At 66.5% G+C, this 17,385-nt stretch carries 12 protein-coding genes; 3 read left to right on the forward strand and 9 right to left on the reverse strand.

Annotated features, from left to right (window positions below; genetic code table 11):
• Positions 1-46: 46 nt before the first annotated feature.
• From NQ036_RS06175 to NQ036_RS06200, 6 genes are all read right to left on the reverse strand, one after another.
• Positions 47-1,207, reverse strand: a complete 1,161-nt coding sequence (locus NQ036_RS06175) for a DUF418 domain-containing protein (protein ID WP_257057712.1) — start codon at positions 1,205-1,207, stop codon at positions 47-49.
• Between the two features lie 102 nt (positions 1,208-1,309).
• On the reverse strand, positions 1,310-2,404 hold the full coding sequence (locus tag NQ036_RS06180) for a biotin/lipoate A/B protein ligase family protein (RefSeq protein WP_257049916.1): 1,095 nt from the start codon (positions 2,402-2,404) through the stop codon (positions 1,310-1,312).
• A 39-nt stretch (positions 2,405-2,443) separates the two neighbouring features.
• A complete protein-coding gene (locus tag NQ036_RS06185; protein ID WP_257057713.1) occupies positions 2,444-4,786 on the reverse strand; it encodes a prolyl oligopeptidase family serine peptidase in 2,343 nt (780 codons plus the stop codon).
• A 126-nt stretch (positions 4,787-4,912) separates the two neighbouring features.
• A complete protein-coding gene (locus tag NQ036_RS06190) occupies positions 4,913-6,004 on the reverse strand; it encodes a branched-chain amino acid aminotransferase (protein ID WP_257057715.1) in 1,092 nt (363 codons plus the stop codon).
• 61 nt (positions 6,005-6,065) lie between these two features.
• Entirely contained in the window at positions 6,066-7,106 is a 1,041-nt protein-coding gene (locus tag NQ036_RS06195) for a 3-isopropylmalate dehydrogenase (protein ID WP_257049913.1), read from the reverse strand.
• 93 nt (positions 7,107-7,199) lie between these two features.
• On the reverse strand, positions 7,200-8,723 hold the full coding sequence (locus NQ036_RS06200) for a glycosyltransferase family A protein (protein WP_257057718.1): 1,524 nt from the start codon (positions 8,721-8,723) through the stop codon (positions 7,200-7,202).
• A gap of 237 nt (positions 8,724-8,960) precedes the next feature.
• Between NQ036_RS06200 and NQ036_RS06205 the strand changes: the two genes are divergently transcribed.
• Positions 8,961-9,818, forward strand: coding sequence for a CoA ester lyase (locus NQ036_RS06205; RefSeq protein WP_257049911.1), 858 nt, complete (start codon positions 8,961-8,963; stop codon positions 9,816-9,818).
• Between the two features lie 113 nt (positions 9,819-9,931).
• Here NQ036_RS06205 and NQ036_RS06210 read toward each other — a convergent pair whose 3' ends face one another.
• Both NQ036_RS06210 and NQ036_RS06215 read right to left on the reverse strand, forming a co-directional pair.
• On the reverse strand, positions 9,932-11,407 hold the full coding sequence (locus NQ036_RS06210; RefSeq protein ID WP_257057720.1) for a hypothetical protein: 1,476 nt from the start codon (positions 11,405-11,407) through the stop codon (positions 9,932-9,934).
• A gap of 222 nt (positions 11,408-11,629) precedes the next feature.
• Positions 11,630-12,700 (reverse strand): YdcF family protein, encoded by a 1,071-nt coding sequence (locus NQ036_RS06215; protein ID WP_257057722.1) that lies wholly within the window; start codon positions 12,698-12,700, stop codon positions 11,630-11,632.
• A 232-nt stretch (positions 12,701-12,932) separates the two neighbouring features.
• Here NQ036_RS06215 and NQ036_RS06220 point away from each other — a divergent pair, with 232 nt between their 5' ends.
• Positions 12,933-14,240, forward strand: coding sequence for an MFS transporter (locus tag NQ036_RS06220; protein WP_257049908.1), 1,308 nt, complete (start codon positions 12,933-12,935; stop codon positions 14,238-14,240).
• Between the two features lie 69 nt (positions 14,241-14,309).
• Here the strand turns inward: NQ036_RS06220 and NQ036_RS06225 are convergent, their stop codons facing one another.
• Complete coding sequence (locus NQ036_RS06225; RefSeq protein WP_257049907.1) at positions 14,310-16,901, reverse strand: ATP-dependent Clp protease ATP-binding subunit; 2,592 nt, start codon at positions 16,899-16,901, stop codon at positions 14,310-14,312.
• Positions 16,902-17,074: 173 nt separating this feature from the next.
• Here NQ036_RS06225 and NQ036_RS06230 point away from each other — a divergent pair, with 173 nt between their 5' ends.
• On the forward strand, positions 17,075-17,287 hold the full coding sequence (locus NQ036_RS06230) for a ChaB family protein (RefSeq protein WP_257049906.1): 213 nt from the start codon (positions 17,075-17,077) through the stop codon (positions 17,285-17,287).
• Positions 17,288-17,385: the final 98 nt, after the last annotated feature.

The following is a 17,385-nucleotide window of genomic DNA, read 5'->3' on the forward strand; positions in this document are numbered from 1 at the left end:
GACCTGACAAGCATAGTAGGACGCATCCGTGCGGAGACAGCCGGGTTCAGCTGGTGGAACCCGTCACCGGTACTGCGGCCGACATACCCGCCCGGCCGGCGGGGACCTCGGCGGCGGTGGAGGTCGTGCGCCGCAGCTGCGGCCGGCGCCAGCCGGTGCACCAGCGCCACAGGTACTCCACCGGTCCCATCCGGAAGCGGCGGAGCCAGGCGGTCGACCAGGCCCACTGGGCCAGGAAGACCACGCCGGCGAACAGCAGCGCCACCCGCCAGGCAACGGTACCGGCAGCGGCGGACATCTGCTCGGCCGGCCGGCCCGCCGAGCTTGCACCGATGCCGAACTCGCCGGTGAAGGCCAGGGAGAAGAGCAGGATCAACAGGGTCGCGCTGAGATAGTTCGTGCACGCCATCCGGCCCAGCGGAGCGAAAACCGCCACCAGCGGGCGGCGGACCGGGGTGGAGAGCAGGAAGATGAAGGCCGCGACATAGGTGGCGGCCATGAGCAGGCCCAGGCCCGCGGACAGGCGCGTGTCGGCCAGGCGTTCCAGCGCGGTGGTCTGGGCGAAGACCAACAGGGTCAACGAGGCGCCGACGATCGCAGTACTGCCGGCCGTCCAGCCGGCCCGCGGGCACGCCTCGATGCGCTGGGCCAGGCCGCGCACCCCGGCCAGGGCGCCCAGCAGGAACAGCCCGGGAATCAGTGCCAGTCCCCCGCCGAGGAACACCCCGGCGACCAGGAGGAACACCCCGGCCAGCCCCAGACAGCCATCCGTCCAGGTGCGCGCCCTGGCGGTGGCCCGCGGCAGCCGGCTGATCGGCACCAGCAGGACCAGGCCGTCCAGGGCGTAGGGCAGCAGGGCCTCGCCGGGTTGGAACAGCTGGTGGACAGAGCCCAACACCGCCAGGAAGAGCATCCGTCGCAGCAACTGCGCCCCCGTGTAGCCGCGGCGCCACATTATGCCGAAGCCCACCCCGAACAGCAGGCTGAAGATGGGGAAGAACCGGTTCTGCACGAAGTCCTGGAGCCAGCCGTAGGCGGGCAGGACTGTGCCCGAGGTGTCGATGACGGGCAGGTGCAGCAGCGGACCGATGTTGACCAGCAGGATCCCCACGAGGGCGAACCCGCGGATCGCATCCAGACCGTCGAGCCTGGCGGTGGGCGAGTCATCCCGGCCGGTGGGAGCGGGTGCGGGCTGTCTGAGATCCATACCCTCCACCCTAGGAATCCGAGGGCTCCTACGGAATGCGGTGCGCACCCGTGCCCGGGTGGGGTTTTCCCCTCCTCCGTCTGGAGGAGGGGCGGGGTCGGCTCAGGGCACCCGGTGGGTCCAGGCCTCGGTGCCGAACTTCGTCTCCACCAGTTCCAGAGCCCGGTCCAGTTCCGCCTGGGTGACCTCGCCGATCCGGGCGTTCGTCAGGCCGATGAAGGCCCGCTGCATCGCGGCGATGACCTCCTGACGGGGCACACCGGTCTGACGACGCAGCGGGTCGACCCGCTTCTTGGCCGAGCGAATCCCCTTATCGGAGAGCTTCGCCTTGCCCACGCGCAGCACCTCGGACATCTTGTCCGCGTCGATGTCATAGCTCATCGTGTCGTGATGGAGCAGCGGCCCGTCGGTCAGACGCCGCTGCGCGGCCCCTCCGATCTTGCCGTGGTCGGAGGAGATGTCGTTGATCGGCACGTAGAAGGCGTTCACCCCCAGGTCCCGCAGCCCCTGCAGCACCCAGGTGTCCAGATACTTGTAGCTCTCCTCGTAGTCAAGACCCGCGACCAGGGATCCAGGGGCGTACATGGAGAAGGTCACGCAGTTCCCGCCCTCCATGAACATGGCGCCGCCGCCGGAGATCCGCCGGACCACCTCGACGCCGTACTTGTCCACGCCGGCCTGATCGACCTCGTTGACATAGGACTGGAACGCCCCGATCACGGTGGCGGTGTCCTCCCACTCCCAGAACCGCACGGTGGGGTTGCGGCGGCCGGCCGCGACCTCTTCGAGCAGTACCTGGTCCAGGGCCACATTGTGGCGGGTGGGGCGGACCACGTCGTGGATGAAATCCCAGTCGTGATCGTAGAACTCCGTGGCGCCCGCCATCCCCCGCTTGAGCGCCCAGGCCACGTCCGCGGCGGAGAAGCCGTGCAGGGCGGGTGCCGACATGCCCGCCTCACGGGCGGCCCCGGCCAGGGCCCGGTCGATGCGCTCGATGATCTGGGCGCGGTCGTCGGTGGTGGCCACGCCGAGCAGCGCCGGGGCGATCGCGAAGTAGCCCTCTTCCGGTTCGATGAAGAAGTCCCCGGAGAGCTGGAGTGCACTCAGCACCCCGTCGGTGAGGGTGCCGTCCAGGACGATCAGCTTGCCGCCGGGGACCTTGCGTTCGGAATGGAAGTCACGATTCTCTGAGCTCATAAGCCCAGCCTAACGCGTACCCTGGCGCCGATGACCCGGCTACTCCCTGGTCAGCTGCCGCCAGAGGAAGCGATAGGTCAGCGCGCGGGTCTCGGCGGCCTGGCGGTTGTCCGCGGCTGCGGAATGGCCACCGGCGGTGTCCTCGAAGAACCAGACCCGATCCGCGACCTCCTCCCAGTCCTCCATCTTCGCCGCCATCTTGCGCGCCTGCACCGGGCCCACCCGGTCGTCCGAGGTGGCAGTCCAGAACAGCACAGGCGGATAGTCCTGTGCCGCGCGCCGCTGGGAGTCGATCAGCTGGTACGGCGAGAAGGTCTTGATGAAGTCCCAGTCGTCCGTGTCCGGATCACCGTATTCGGCGATCCAGGAGGCACCGGCGGACAGCTTCGTATAGCGGCGCATGTCCAGCAGCGGCACCCCACAGCTGATCGCCCCGAAAAGCTCGGGGTACTGCGTGAGCATATTGCCCACCAACAGGCCACCATTGGAGCCGCCCGCACAGGCCAGATGTGAGGGGGTCGTCACGCCACGGTCGACCAGGTCGCGGGCCACCGCGGCGTAGTCCTCATAGGCGCGGTGCCGGTTCTCGCGCAGCGCCGCGGTGTGCCAGGTGGGGCCGTATTCGCCGCCGCCGCGAATGTTGGCGACCACGTAGACGCCGCGCCGACCGGTCGGCAGGGTGCCACCGGCCCCGGTTCCGACCGGATCAGTCCCCGCGGCCGAGGCGCCGGTTGCCGGAGCCGGCCCCGTCGCCTCGGCCCGGCCGGGGTTGGGCCCGGTCGTCCGGGTCAGCCAGCCCAGGCCGATGGTGGGCGCGTAGCCGGGCAGGCGGGAGAGCTCGAAGCCGCCGTAGCCGTCCTGGTAGACGGGGTTGAGGCCGTCGAGTTCCATGTCCGCCGGTGCCACCTGGAAGTAGGGCACACGGGTGCCGTCGGCGCTCGTGGCGAAGTGCTGGGTGACGGCGAAACCCGTCGCATCGAACAGTTCGGGCCCATTCTTGATCCGTACGGGCTCCGTGGCCGAGGTCCCCCTGATGCGCGCCGCCGCACGCACCTGTGGACTGGGCTCCGGGGCCAGGGACTGCGCAGTGGCCGGCTCATGGGGACCGGCCGGCACATCCAGGATCGTCCCGCGCATGAGCGTGGTGGGGGTGAGGAAACCGGAGACGGTCATCCAGAAGTCGTCGGCCGACTCATGGTGCTCATCGTCGGGATCTACCGCGGCGACGGACACCGTGTGATTGGCGGGCACGCCAGGCAGATCGCGGGTGGTGAAGCCGTGGCCCAGGTCGACCACGCGCACGACGGACTGCACATCGCGCAGCAGGCCCAACAGCATGTAATTGCGGGTGATCGACCAACCCTGCAGGCTGGTGTGCTCGTCCGGGGTGAAGAGGATCCGCACCGAGGTATCGCCCGCGGTGAAGGCCGCGAGTTCGGCCACTGCCAATCCGCCGGCCGGTACCTCGCCCCAGTCGGTGCGCGGACGCAGCAGGAGCAGTTCGCGGTCGACGTCGACGGATACGTCGGTGGGCACGTCGATGGTGGTCCACGGGACGTCGGGGCGGCCGGAGGGGTCGTTCGCCCCGCCGGCGGGGGCTTCGGGCGCGTCGAGTGCTGCGAGGAAGTCCGGCAGGGGCACGAACTTCAGGCGGGTGTTGAAGAAGTCCAGGACCTCGACGACGAACACCCGCTCGAAACCGCGGGTGTGGTCCACGGCGATGGAGATCTCCAGTTCGTCCAGCGGCACGGCCGCCACCTCGCGCGCCAGTGCCGGGTCCTGGCCGCGCTGCAGCACCCGCGCCGATGCCGGATAGGACGATTCGGTCATGGAGCCGGGGCCGAAGTCGGTGGCCACCAGCAGTTTGTCAGGTGTCAGCCAGCTTGCCTGGGCCTTGGCCGTCGGCAGCACGAAGCCGCCGTCCTCGGGGGCGAGGAATTCGCCGGTCCCCAGGTCGAATTCGCGGATCGTGTGCGCGTCCCCGCCGTCGGGGCTCAAGAAGATCAGCGCCCGGTCGTAATCGGGCCGGCGCAGGCGGGAGCCGTGGAACACCCAGTCGATCCCGTCGGCTGCGGCCAGGGCGTCGACGTCGAGCAGGACCTCCCAGTCCGGGGAATCGCTCAAATATTCGTCCCAGGTGGTGCGCCGCCAGATCCCACGCGGATGCGCCGCATCGCGCCAGAAGTTGTAGTAGTGGTCCCCGATCTTGGACACCCCGGGAATCCGGTCCTCGGAGTCCAGAGCGGTGTGGATGGCCGCGGCGGTCGCGTCGAAGTCGGCATCGCAGAAGTCCGCGCGGGTGCGGGTGTTCTGCCCCTGCACCCAGTCCAGGGCGTCCTTGCCGTGGATGTCCTCAAGCCACAGGAACGGATCGTCGGTCACTGTTCTTCTCCTCGTCTATGTCCATATACGAAAGCGTCCACTACTTGACGAAATGTCGAAAAATCGGCGATTGCGCCGGAAATTCGACATTTCGTCAAGTAGTGGACGGGTGGGGCCGGTGGTGGCTCAGGCGAGCTGGACCATCCAGCCCTCGGGGGCCTCGGCGCGGCCGTACTGGATGTCCAGCAGGGCCTTGCGCAGCGCCATGGTCTTCTCGCCGGGCTCACTGCCCATCTCGACGGTGAAGTCGGTGGACTTCAGCGCGCCGATCGGGGTGATGACGGCGGCGGTGCCACAGGCGAAGGCCTCGACGATCTCGCCGGCGGCGGCGCGCTCGCGCCATTCGTCGACGGTGATGAGGCGCTCCTCCGGGGTCAGGCCCAGGCGCGGAGCCAGGTCCAGCAGCGAGCGGCGGGTCACGCCGTCGAGGATCGTATCGGACACCGGCGGGGTGACGAGCTTGTCATCGGAGGTGACCAGCATGAGGTTCATGCCGCCCAGTTCCTCCAGGTACTTCGATTCCGCGGCGTCGGTGAACATCACCTGGGCGCAGCCCTGTTCCTTGGCCTCGATCATCGCGCGGGTGGAGGCGGCGTAGTTGCCGCCCGTCTTCGCGAAGCCGGTGCCACCGGAGCCGGTGCGCTTGAGTTCATTGGACAGCCAGATGTCCACCGGCTTCACGCCGCCGGAGAAGTAGGCGCCCGAGGGGCTGGCGATGACGTAGTAGTCCGCCTGCTCCGTGGGACGCAGGCCCAGGAAGTACTCCGCGGAGAACGTGAACGGGCGCAGGTACAGGCTGACCTCGTCCGATTCGTCCTTCGGCATGGGCACCCAGTCCTTGTCCTGGGCGACCAGGGCCTTGAGGGACTCGACGAAGTCCTCTTCGCTCATCTCCGGCAGGGCCATGCGCACGGCGGACTTGTTCATGCGGGCGGCGTTGCGGTCGGGACGGAAGGTCCAGATCGTGCCGTCTGCGTGCTTGTATGCCTTGAGGCCCTCGAAGATCTCCTGCGCGTAGTGCAGGACCGCCGCGGCGGGATTCAACGGGATCGGACCGAAGGGAACGACCTCACGGCCGTGCCAGCCCTGTTCGTCCGTGTAGCGGATGTGCGCCATGTGGTCGGTGAATTCCACGCCGAACGCCGGCTTCTGCAGCAGCAGGTCGCGGATTTCAGCGGGGCGGGGCTGAGGATTCTTGTTCACCTCAAAATTAGACATAACAGCTTTCTCTCTCACGAGATGGTCAGAACGCCGGAATGGCGTACTTCAGTTTATCGCCTCAGCCTATCCGTGCGGCGATCGCATCGCCGATCTCGCTGGTCGAGCGCTGCGCGGTACCGCGCTCGGCGAGGTCGGCCTCGGCTGCGGTGCGGATCGCCTTGGCGACGACCTCCAGGCCCAGGTTCTCGGCCATGAGGGCGCCCGACAGGATGGCTGCCGTCGGGTCCGCGATCCCCTGACCCGCGATGTCCGGCGCGGATCCGTGGATGGGTTCGAACAGGCTGGGGCCGGTTCCGGACACATTGAGGTTGCCCGAGGCCGCCAGGCCGATTCCGCCGGTGACGGCGGCTGCCAGGTCGGTGACGATGTCGCCGAACAGATTGTCGGTGACGATCACATCGTACTGGGCCGGGTCGGTCACCAGGTAGATCATGGCGGCGTCCGTGTGCTGATAGTTCACGGCCACGTCCGGGTAGTCCGGGGCAACGGATTCGACAACGCGGCGCCACAGGTGCCCGGCGTGGACCATGACATTGTGCTTGTGCAGGTAGGTCAGCTTCTTGCGGCGCTTGTTCGCCTGTTCGAAGGCGAAGCGCACTGTCCGCTCGATGCCGTACCAGGTGTTCACGGACACCTCGGTGGCGACTTCGTGGACGGTGTCGGTGCGCATCGAACCGCCCTGGCCCACATAGGCGCCCTCGGTGCCCTCGCGGACGACGACGAAGTCGATCTCGCCCGGGTTGGCCAGCGGGCTGGTGGTGCCGGGGAAGAACTTCGAGGGCCGCAGGTTGACCCCGTGGTCCAAGCCGAAGCGCATCTTGAGGATGATGCCGCGCTCCAACACACCGGACGGAGTGGTGGGATCACCGCAGGCGCCGAAGTAGATCGCATCGAAGCCCTTGAGCTCTTCGAGTTCCGCATCGGTCAGGGTCTCGCCGGTCTCGTGCCAGCGCTTGGCCGAGGCCTCGAACAGCTTGGTGTCCAGCGTGGTGTCGTCACCGGCTGCCGCAATGGCGCGGTTGAGGACCTTGAGGCCCTCGGCGATGACTTCCGGTCCGATGCCGTCTCCGGGCATCACTGCGATCTTGAAAGTGCTCATGGGGCAAGTCTAGAAGCAGCGTCTCATTATGCGTCTCAATGTCTCATATGGTGGCAAGTGAGCAAGGCGCCGTTAGAACTGGCCCGCCGAGGGCTACGCCGCAACCGACTCTCCAACGCGCGCCAGGACAGCACGCCCGCTCTTCTTCACCTTGATCCGCCAACCACAGCCTTCCCCTTCGTAGGTAGCGGGAAGCCGCACAAGAACAGGTGCTCCCACAGGCATCTCGTCCAGAGCGCACATGAACAAGGTGCACGTACCCTGCTCCGCGATCCGGTCCAGAGGAACCCTGACGACAAAGCCCGGATCGCCCTTCCGGGTCCCCGGCCTAGACTTTTTTCGCTCCACCGACCGCGCGGAATGGACCGGGCGCGCAGTATCGGTCTGCACGATGACCGCCACATCTCCGGGTACCGTTGACCTGCCGAGGAGAGAACGCAACCCCATCGTGGCCCCCAAAGTGCCGGACCCGGTGGCCAATGCGCGCAGGGTACGGGCAACTGCCGCGAGCTTCCGCCGGTTCGATGCGGCCGGGTCGGCGCCGGACAACCCGATGGAAGCGCTCACGTGCAAAGTCAACCCGGTTGCGTCCGCAGACACCTTGTGCACTGTGAAATCGGGCTTGATCAACTGCTCGAGCTTGGCCAACCGGTCCAGGCGTCGCCGGTTCCCCTGCACCAGGGCCACAATGCGCTCAGCTTGCAGTGGGGTGAACCGTTGTGACCACACCGGGGCCGCAACGCCGAAGTCCCACTTCACCAATTCTCCAAGGGCCACCAGGGAGGCTGCTGCCGCCTTCGCCCACATGCGCTGGTCCCCGGGGCTGCTCTGCAACCAGTGCACGCTGTCAAAACGCCGCAGAATCTTGGTCCGCACAAGTTCACCGATCAGGTCCTCGACCCGGTCCGAGGACCCAACGAGGTTGTGCCCGATCGACACAACCGACTTCATGTATTCAAACGGGTCCGCTCGGCGCGACGAGATATGGCCGGAAGCCTCATGCCTGACCGCGATGTAAAGAGGCTTGCCTCCGGCGAATACGATGCGATCGGACTGCGCATAGACCTGGGACATGAAGATCCCGTCTTCCAGGCGAACAGCACCCTCGGCAAAGCGAATGTCACCCTCCAATAAGAGCGAACGTCGAATCATCCGCAGGCAGCACAACGAGGCAATCACGTCGGCCACTTCCACGGGTCCCAGCTTCAAGTGTCTGTTGAATGCCGCGACTCCCCGGCCCCCTTCGGTCCCCATCCGCGGCACCACGACATCCGCGTCGAATCGTTTGGCCGCGGTACCCATTTCACGCAGAGCCGTCGGCGCCAGAACATCATCATCGTCGACGAAGAGAACATACTCGCCCAGAGCCGCATCGACCCCGACATTCCGAGGTCGGCCCGGCCATCCACTGTTCGATTGGTGTATTACCCGAAGGCGAGCATCCGTGTGGGCTGCAGAATCGAGGATGGCAGCGGTCCCATCTGTACTCCCATCATCGACGATGACGACTTCAAAACCCCCAGGAGGCTCTTTCTGGGCTTGGATCGCCGCGAGAGTCCGGTGAATCGTGGCAGCGGCGTCGTGCGCCGGCATGACAATGGAGATCTGTGGAGGCATTTCCCAAGGTTCACATCGGAAAGCGAACCATGTCGTTCAAATCACCAGTTCTTGAAAACTTTGAACGTTCGAAGTCTTCACATTTTTCAGAAATACCCGTCGAACGGCCCGAAGCAGTGCAGCTACGCGCCCAGCCGGGCCGCAGCACATCGACTCCCGCCACAGCTACCGGTGTCGCACGCCGAGGCCGCACGGCCACCCGCTGTCACCTCGGCAATCGTTTATTAGACTGGGCCCATGCCTGATTCGATTCGCAACTCCCGCGCCGCAGCACTCCCGGCCAAGCTGTCCCGCACCTGGCTGCTGACGAACGCCGCCAAACCGGAACTCTTCGAACCGGCGCAGCGCTCCGAAGCCGACTCGATCATCTTCGATATGGAGGCCGCCGTCCCCGACACGCTGAAGTCCGAGGCCCGTGACAACGTCGTCGATGCGCTGTCGAAGGGGATGTCCGGCTGGGTCCGGATCAACGCCTCGACCTCTGACTACTGGGAGGACGACCTGGCCGCGCTCAACGGCCTGCCCGGCCTGCGCGGGGTGATGCTGCCCAATACGGAGAAGCCCGACCAGGTGACGCTCACGGCTATGCGCGCCGGAGCCGGCATGCCGGTCCTGGCCCTGATCGAAACGGCGGTGGGGATCGAGAACGCCACCCGCATCGCCGAGGCCCCCGGCACCTTCCGCCTGGCTCTGGGCACCAACGACTTCCGCAAGGACACCGGCGTGGGCGACGATCCCATCGCCCTTGCCTACGCTCGCTCCCGTCTGGTCATTGCGACCCGGGTAGGTGGACTGCCCGGCGCGATCGACGGTCCGTCCGCCGCGGGTGCGGCACCTGCGACGGTGGAGACCGCCTGCCAGTGGACGATCAAGATGGGTATGACGGGCAAACTCGTCCTGAACCCCGAGCAGGCCGAGGAGATCAACAACTGGTTGGCACCGAGCGCCGACGACCGTCGCTGGGCCAAGGAACTGCTCAGCGAGGCCGAGGCCGCAGGCGACGCCGCATTCGTCGACGGCTCCTACCTGCCGCGTCTGACCAGGGCCAAGAAGATCGCCTCCCTGGCCGACTCCTACGGACTCTGGAAGGCTTGAGCAACCGGGTCGCCACATCATTGGACCGGCTGTTTCAGATTCCACTGTTCGAACGGTGGAATCTGAAACAGCCGGTCCAATGATTCTGTGACTTCCGCTCCTGGCTGCGGTCCTCAGCCCCGCCGGCGGCGACTGATCACCATCAGCCCGATACCACCGATGAGCAACACGGCGCCGATGCCCGCGGCAGTCAGCTCCATACCGGTACGCGGCAGTCCGCCGTCGTCGGTGGGTTCCGATGTCGCAGGGTCGGTCGGTTCGGCACTGACAGTTTCCGTGGGTTCACCCGATGTCGAAGGTTCCGGCACCGAGGTCTCCGTCGGCTCGCCGGGCACCGTGGGCTCTGCGGTCTCGCTGGGCTCCGCCGGCCGGCCCAGCACGGTGAAGTCCAAGCGCGCGAAGGTCTTCGCGTTGTCGGCCGACTGCACCAGGATCGAATGTTCGCCCGGGTAGAGTGCGGGTACCTTCGTCGTCACCGTACCCGCAGCCGAGACCTCCACATCATCGGCCACAGTTACGGGATCCGAGTGGAAGACCACATCGACCTTCGTCCCGGCCAGTGAGTCCAGACCGGAGATCGTCAGTTCATCCCCCGGCCGGCCAGAGTCAATGCTCACCTGGGCATCGACCCGATCATCCGTGGGTGTGGACGTTGGCTCGTCCGTGGGCACCGAAGAGGGCTCGTCCGTCGGCTCCGTGGTAGCCGTATCAGTCGGCTCCGAACTCTCCGTAGGCTCCGGCGTGCCCTCCGGCTCAGTCACCAAGATCTCCTTGGAGGTCTGACGGGTTTCATAGTGCGTGTAATTATTCGCGATGGTCCATGTCGAGACGGAGATCTTATGACCGACATCTTTAGGGGTGAGCACGTAGGTCTCCGGCATCTCCGTACTTTCCCTGTCGGGATCGATATCCTCACCATCGCGCAGCCAGGTGAGGTTGTGACGTATCGGGAATTCCCTGCCATCCCCATAGTTGTCTGGGCCGTTCCATGGCACCGTCGCCTTCAGCGTCGAGCCGGCTGTCGAACCCCCGGTGACCGTCAACTCACCGACGGGGGCTTCCGTCAAGGAGGCGATAGTTCCCTCTATGGTCTTCTCGGTCGAACCGGGCTTCGGCACCGTGTAGGTGGTTCCCGCTGCGATCCCGAAGTTCTTCGAGCCGAGGAACTGTGTGATGTGCCAGTCGGCGTTGCTGGTCTCGAACTGGGTGAAGTACGCCTTGTATTCCTTACCCGGTTTCAGCCCGGAGAACGTCCACTTACCGTCGGTCTTGGGTTCACAGGCATTGCTGTCATCGGGATCACTCGGGTCGAAGGGATTGCACCCCGAATCGGCCTCGGCCTTGGCCTCATCAGAGGGGATACCCTCGTACTGGCCGAACTCGTCGGGCTTGGCACCCGGATCGACCAGTTGCAGGCTTCCACCCCAGGCAGAGTTCTCATTGGTCACGTGGAACTTCAGCGTGCCGGTCTGCGCGGCGTGGGACGGCGCTGCACCGGTGACGAGCAGCGCAGCCCCCAGGGCCGCCGCTGCGGCGCCGGCCCAGATCCTTCTACTTCGCCTTCTGGCCTTCGCTACGAATGTGCTCAACGCTCGCGTCATCGGTTACCTCTTACGGGGGTACGGGAGTGGGACTCATCCACCCTAGAGCTGCGGGGACCACCGCGACCGTATTCCGTGCCCGATCTGAAAAGCTCGCACGTTCAAAGTTTTCAGAAGTTTCGTCTTCCCCGGTCAGCCGCCCTATACACAAGGCTGAAACAGAAGGTCCAATGATGCGCAGGAGGAGAAGGCGCACACCGGCGCGCCGACTCAGATGAAGACCAGGATGAACCAGATCCCGGCGGCCAGGCCGGGTAGTGCCAGCAGCACGTGCAGCCATTTGTGCATGAGCACGACAGCGGCGAACTCCCGGATGAAGGCACTGGGCACGTAATAGCGCGCGGTCTTCGACCCGAGCACATCCGCGTCCACTCCGATTCTGCGCGAGAGCAGCGCGGCCCGCGGAACGTGATACCCGTTCGTAGCAACCAGCAGATGGCCGGTCGCGGGCACGCCCCGGCGCGCGACCTCGGCGTCGGCGATCCTGCGGGAGAAACGCAGGTTCTCCTCCGTGGTGCGCGAGCGGTCCTCGGCGATCACATCCGCGCCGCCCGCGACCGAACCCGTGCCCTCCTGCCCCGCCTCTCCTCCCCCGCCATCCTCGGCCAGTCGTTCCAGCAGGTATTCGGCCATGGCCTCGGACTCCGTCCGCGGCTCATCCGGACCCCGCCCTCCCGATGGGATGAGCGGCCCCGTCCATCCCGCACCGCGCAGGCGCCGGAACCAGGCCAGTCCCAAATCCAAGCGTGAGGCCAGCAGCGGCGGCACGCGGCCTCCGATCAGCCCGGAACCGAGCACCACCACAGCGTCGGGATCCGTGCGCGTCGGCCGGCGCGCGTACCAGCCGGTGAAGACGAGGAAGACCAGAAACGTCAACCCCACCTGAGCACAGCCGTAGAGCATGAGCAGCGCCAGTCCGATCCCGGCATTACCGAAGGCGAAAACGACCACAAGTCCCAGCACGGGCATCGCCAGCACCACCAGGCCCAGCAGCCCGGCAAGGGAATTGCCCAGCGAGCGGCCCTCCTTGCGGATCATCTGCAGTCCATTGCGCAGGAGCACGAAGGCAAGGGCGAGGATGGAGAACGGTGCCAACAGTGCTGCGACCATCAGCAGGATGTAGACGTTCAGCCCCAGATAGAACAGGATTTCGAAGACGGCCAGTGCCGTGAACCAGACCGCGCATACCAGCGTCACCGCGATGCGCAGGCGCCGAGGATCACCGGCTCGCATCCGCAGATACAGGAACCAGAGGAGAACGGCAAGCACGGCGTCGAACACCTTTCCAGTCTTTCATGCGGCAGGGCTGGCGTGCCTGAACGCAGCGCGATCAACCCCAACACGATGACACCTCACAACGGCGTGTCCGACCCCACTGGGGCCCCGCCCCACAACCGGTATAGTATTAAGTTATATAGTTCTTTTGATAGAATTCGCCCGATTCGCCGCTTCGGCCCGGGCCACCACTGTGAGACATCGTTCTCGTCCCTCCAGAAAGGAAGGCGCTTCGTCGTTGAGCCACGACACCCTCGGCACCACCAGCACCACGGATTCCCCCGGACATGCGCAGAAGAAGGCCACTGATTCCAAGCCCCGCCTGCTGACGCCCACCTTCATGATGGCCTGGCTGATCAACTTCAGCCAGTTCCTTGTCTTCTACTGCCTGGTCACCACCATGGCTCTCTACGCGATCAAGCAGTTCGCGGCCTCGGACACCACCGGTGGTCTGGCCTCCAGCGCCTTCGTCATCGGCGCGACCGTCGCCCGCCTGTTTACCGGCTATGTCGTCGACACCCTGGGCCAGCGCAGGACGCTGCTGGTGGCGCTCATCGTCGTCGCCGTCATCTGCGCGCTCTACGTCCCGGCGAACTCCCTGTCGCTGCTGCTGATCGTCCGGTTCGTCCACGGCCTGGGCTATGCCTTCGCCGGAACCGCGGCGATGGCCATGGCGCAGACGACGATCCCGGCGGCCCGGCGCGCCGAGGGTACCGGCTACTTCGCAGTCAGCGCCACCCTGGCCAGCGCCTTCGGACCCGCCCTGGGTCTCATCATCGTCAACCGCTTCGACTACACGATGCTGTTCTTGATCGCCCTGGGCGTCGCCGTCGTCGGAATGGTGCTGGGCCTCGTCCTGCACCTGGTGACCCACCAGTCCCTGGACGCGGAACAGAAGGTCCAGCGCAAGGCCGCCCGCGCGGCCGAGCCCAAGGCCTCGTTCTCGCTGCGCGATATCGCCCACCCCGCGGTCATCCCGATCGGCTGCTTCATGCTGCTCGTCGGCCTGTGCTACGCCGGAGTCATCACCTACCTCAACAGCTATTCCGAACAGCGCGACGTGGTCACCGGCGCCGGGTTCTTCTTCATCGCCTACGCCGGAGCCATGCTCGTCATGCGCTTCGTCCTCGGCAAAGTGCAGGATCAGCACGGCGACAACATCGTCGTCTACCTGGGCTTGGTCTTCTTCGCACTCGCCCTGGCACTGCTGGCCATCGCGAATACCAACTGGGAGATCGTCGTGGCCGGCGCTCTGACCGGCCTGGGCTACGGCACACTGATGCCCGCCAGCCAGGCGATCGCCGTGAACCTGGTGTCCGCCGACAAGCTGGGCACCGGCATCTCCACCCTGCTGCTGCTGACCGATGTGGGCGTGGGCCTGGGGCCGATCGCCCTGGGCATCCTGGTCGCCCAGACCGGCTACGCCCTGATGTATGGCATTCTGGCCGTCATCGTCGTGGCCGCCGGCATCTTCTACCACTTCGCACACGGCCACAAGCAGCACGCCGGCGCCAAGGCGCCCGCTGCACGCGAAACGGTCGCCTGAGCAACACACAAAGCCCCCTGTGTTGTGGATATCCACAACACAGGGGGCTTTGTGTGTCCGGCTGGGGGCTCAGCCTGCGACGGGCGCAGACCCGGCCGGCTCATCCGCTGTGACGACCAGGCGACCATCCACCGCGGTGGCCCGCACGGTCGACCCGGCGTCCGCGGCCTCGGTCACCAGCAGATCGGCGATCGCGTCGTCGAGCTCGCGCTGGATCACCCGGCGCAGCGGCCGGGCACCGTACTCCGGCTCGTAGCCATGATCGGCCAAGAGGTCCAGCGCGGATCCGTCGATTTCCAAGGCGATGTCCTGCGCGGCCAGGCGCTCGCGGACCTCGGCCAGCTGCAGGTCGACGATGCGGCGCAGCTGCGACCGGTCCAGCTTGGTGAACATCACCGTGTCGTCGATCCGGTTGAGGAACTCAGGGCGCATGACCTCCTTTAGCCGGCCCATCACCTTGGCGCGCAACTCGGACTCACCAGCGCCCACCGCCGCAGAGCTGAACCCCAACGGCGCACCCGATGCCGCGATGAACTCGCTGCCCAGGTTGCTCGTCATGATGACCACAGTGTTCCTGAAGTCCACCGTGCGGCCCTGCCCGTCGGTCAGCCGCCCGTCGTCGAGGACCTGCAACAGCATGTTGAACACGTCCGGGTGCGCCTTCTCCACCTCGTCGAGCAGCACGATCGAGTACGGATTGCGCCGCACCCGTTCGGTCAACTGCCCGGCCTCGTCGTAGCCGACGTATCCCGGGGGCGCGCCGACCAGACGGGAGACGGTGTGGCGCTCGCCGAACTCGCTCATATCGAAGCGGATCAGCGCGGACTCATCGTCGAACAGCGACCCGGCCAGCGCCTTGGCCAGCTCCGTTTTGCCCACGCCCGTGGGGCCCAGGAACAGGAAGCTGCCGATCGGCCGCGCGGGATCCCCCAGGCCGGTCTGGTTGCGCCGGATCGCGCGCGAGACCACCGCGACGGCGTCGTCCTGCCCGATCACACGCTCGTGCAGTTCGTCCTCCAGATGCGCCAAGCGTGTCTTCTTCTCCTGCGTCATGCGGGCGGCGGGGATGCCGGTGGCCCTGGCCACGACCTCGGCGATCTGCTGCGCGTCGACCGTCTGCGGCTCTCCGGCCGCGGACCCCGGCGCCGAGGCCGTACCCGGCTTGGCGCCCGTCGTCGCCGCGTCGAGTTCGCGGGTCAGCTCCGCCATCTCGTCGCGGATCTCGCCGGCCCGCTCGAAGTGCTCCGAGCTTATGGCGGAGTTCTTCTCCGCCTCCAGCTCCCCCAGGCGGGCCCGCAGGGCGGCGGTGTCGACCTTCGGCCCGCGCCGCAGGGACAAGCGCGCACCGGCCTGGTCGATCAGGTCGATCGCCTTGTCCGGCAGGTAGCGGTCGGTGATGTAGCGGTGGGACAGTTCGACGGCCGCGCGGATCGCCTCGGGCGTATAGACCACCCCGTGGTGTTGCGCGTACTTGTCTGCCAGTCCGCTCAGGATCTGCACCGCGTCCTCGACCGAGGGCTCCCCGACCGTCACCGGCTGGAAGCGACGTGCCAGCGCGCCGTCCTTCTCGATCGTGCGGAACTCCTGCAGAGTCGTCGCCCCGACCAGGTGCAGTTCGCCCCTGGCCAAGCGCGGCTTGAGGATATTACCGGCATCCATCGAGTTCGACTCGCCGGAGCCGCCGGCGCCCACCACGGTGTGCAACTCGTCGATGAAGACGATCGCATCTCCGGACTGGGCGATCTCCTCGAGCACCCCGGTCAGGCGCTCCTCGAAGTCGCCGCGGTACCGGGTGCCGGCGATCATGCCGGGCAGATCGAGTGCCACCACGCGCTTGCCCGCCAGCTGGGCCGGGACCGAGCCCTCGGTGATCGCCTGGGCCAGGCCCTCGACGATCGCGGTCTTGCCCACGCCGGGTTCACCGATGAGCACAGGGTTGTTCTTGGTTCGTCGCGCCAGGATCTCGATGGTCTGTTCGATCTCCTCGGACCGGCCGATCACCGGGTCCAGCCCGTCCTCGGCCGCCAGCGCAGTCAGGTCCGTGCCGTATTTCTGCAACAGAGAGCCCTCGTCGTCAGGGGCCGTGCCCTGCTGTCCCCCGGACTGCTGCCCCTGCTGCTCGGCGGACTGCCGGGCGCCCGCGGCCGCGGCCTGCAGGGACGACTGGGTGACGCCGGCGGCTGCCAGGATGCGCCCGGCGGGCATGTCCTGGTTGAGCACGAGGGCGAAGAACAGGTGTTCGGGATCGATATAGGTCGACCCGAAGGCGCGTGCCACCTGGAAGGCGTCGAGCAGCGCGCGCTGGGCTGCGCCGGTCAGCGTGGGTTTGCCCTCGACCTCCTTGTCCGAGGCGGCCGGCAGCCGTTCCTCCACGGCCTCGGCCAGTGCGGCCGGATCCGCGCCCGCGGCCCGGACGGATCCAGCCGCCGGATCGTCTCCCAGCATGGTGTGCAGGATGTGCAGGGTGTCGACCTCGGCGTGGCCATGGTCGACCGCATAACGGCCGGCGGCGTCGATGAGTTCCCTGGTCTTCTTGCTCAGCTGCCGCGAGATGTCGATCGCGCGGCCCTGGCGATTCTGTCCCTGGCCCTGGAAGATGCGGGCGAGGAACTCCTCGAACGAGTCGCCGCCGCTGCCCTGGGGTCCATAGAATGTGGCCATGTTTCCTCCCTTTTCTATGGTGAAAACCTAGACTTGAGTGCGTACGACTCAACTAACACCGCAGGACGGGTGTTCTATTCCCGCCGGATCCGCGGTACGGTTGGTGGCACTACTTCCCGGACAACTCCCCGCACGACGCCCAACGGCAATGACGCATTCAGGAGATGATGAGGATGCCCAAGACCACAGGGTCGGGACGGCCCAGGAAATCCGAGCTGCCGGATACTCTGCTGCGCTCCGATGAGAAGGCGCAGCGGACGTTTGCGAAGGCCCACGATTCGGCCCTGGCCGAATACGGCAACGAGGAACAGGCCCATAAGGTCGCCTATGCTGCCCTGGAACACACGCACCACAAGGTCGGCGACCATTGGGAGCCCAAGGACTGAAAACGGCCCGCTGTCTGAAGGCTGCCCGCAGAACTGCGGACTCCGGAGACGGCGGGAAGAACCGCAGCGGCGGGCCCGGAACCCAAGGGTTCCGGGCC

Source organism: Brevibacterium sp. 91QC2O2 (genome assembly GCF_024580695.1).
In the GTDB taxonomy this organism is placed as follows: Bacteria; Actinomycetota; Actinomycetes; order Actinomycetales; family Brevibacteriaceae; genus Brevibacterium; species Brevibacterium moorei.

What these genes read in the sequence shown, in the direction of transcription:
- NQ036_RS06200 (WP_257057718.1), bottom strand. Translation starts at nt 8,723, where the DNA reads ATGCCTCCACAGATCTCCATTGTCATGCCGGCGCACGACGCCGCTGCC.
- NQ036_RS06205 (WP_257049911.1), top strand. Translation starts at nt 8,961, where the DNA reads ATGCCTGATTCGATTCGCAACTCCCGCGCCGCAGCACTCCCGGCCAAG.
- NQ036_RS06230 (WP_257049906.1), top strand. Translation starts at nt 17,075, where the DNA reads ATGCCCAAGACCACAGGGTCGGGACGGCCCAGGAAATCCGAGCTGCCG.
- NQ036_RS06180 (WP_257049916.1), bottom strand. Translation starts at nt 2,404, where the DNA reads ATGAGCTCAGAGAATCGTGACTTCCATTCCGAACGCAAGGTCCCCGGC.
- NQ036_RS06175 (WP_257057712.1), bottom strand. Translation starts at nt 1,207, where the DNA reads ATGGATCTCAGACAGCCCGCACCCGCTCCCACCGGCCGGGATGACTCG.
- NQ036_RS06190 (WP_257057715.1), bottom strand. Translation starts at nt 6,004, where the DNA reads ATGTCTAATTTTGAGGTGAACAAGAATCCTCAGCCCCGCCCCGCTGAA.
- NQ036_RS06225 (WP_257049907.1), bottom strand. Translation starts at nt 16,901, where the DNA reads ATGGCCACATTCTATGGACCCCAGGGCAGCGGCGGCGACTCGTTCGAG.
- NQ036_RS06195 (WP_257049913.1), bottom strand. Translation starts at nt 7,106, where the DNA reads ATGAGCACTTTCAAGATCGCAGTGATGCCCGGAGACGGCATCGGACCG.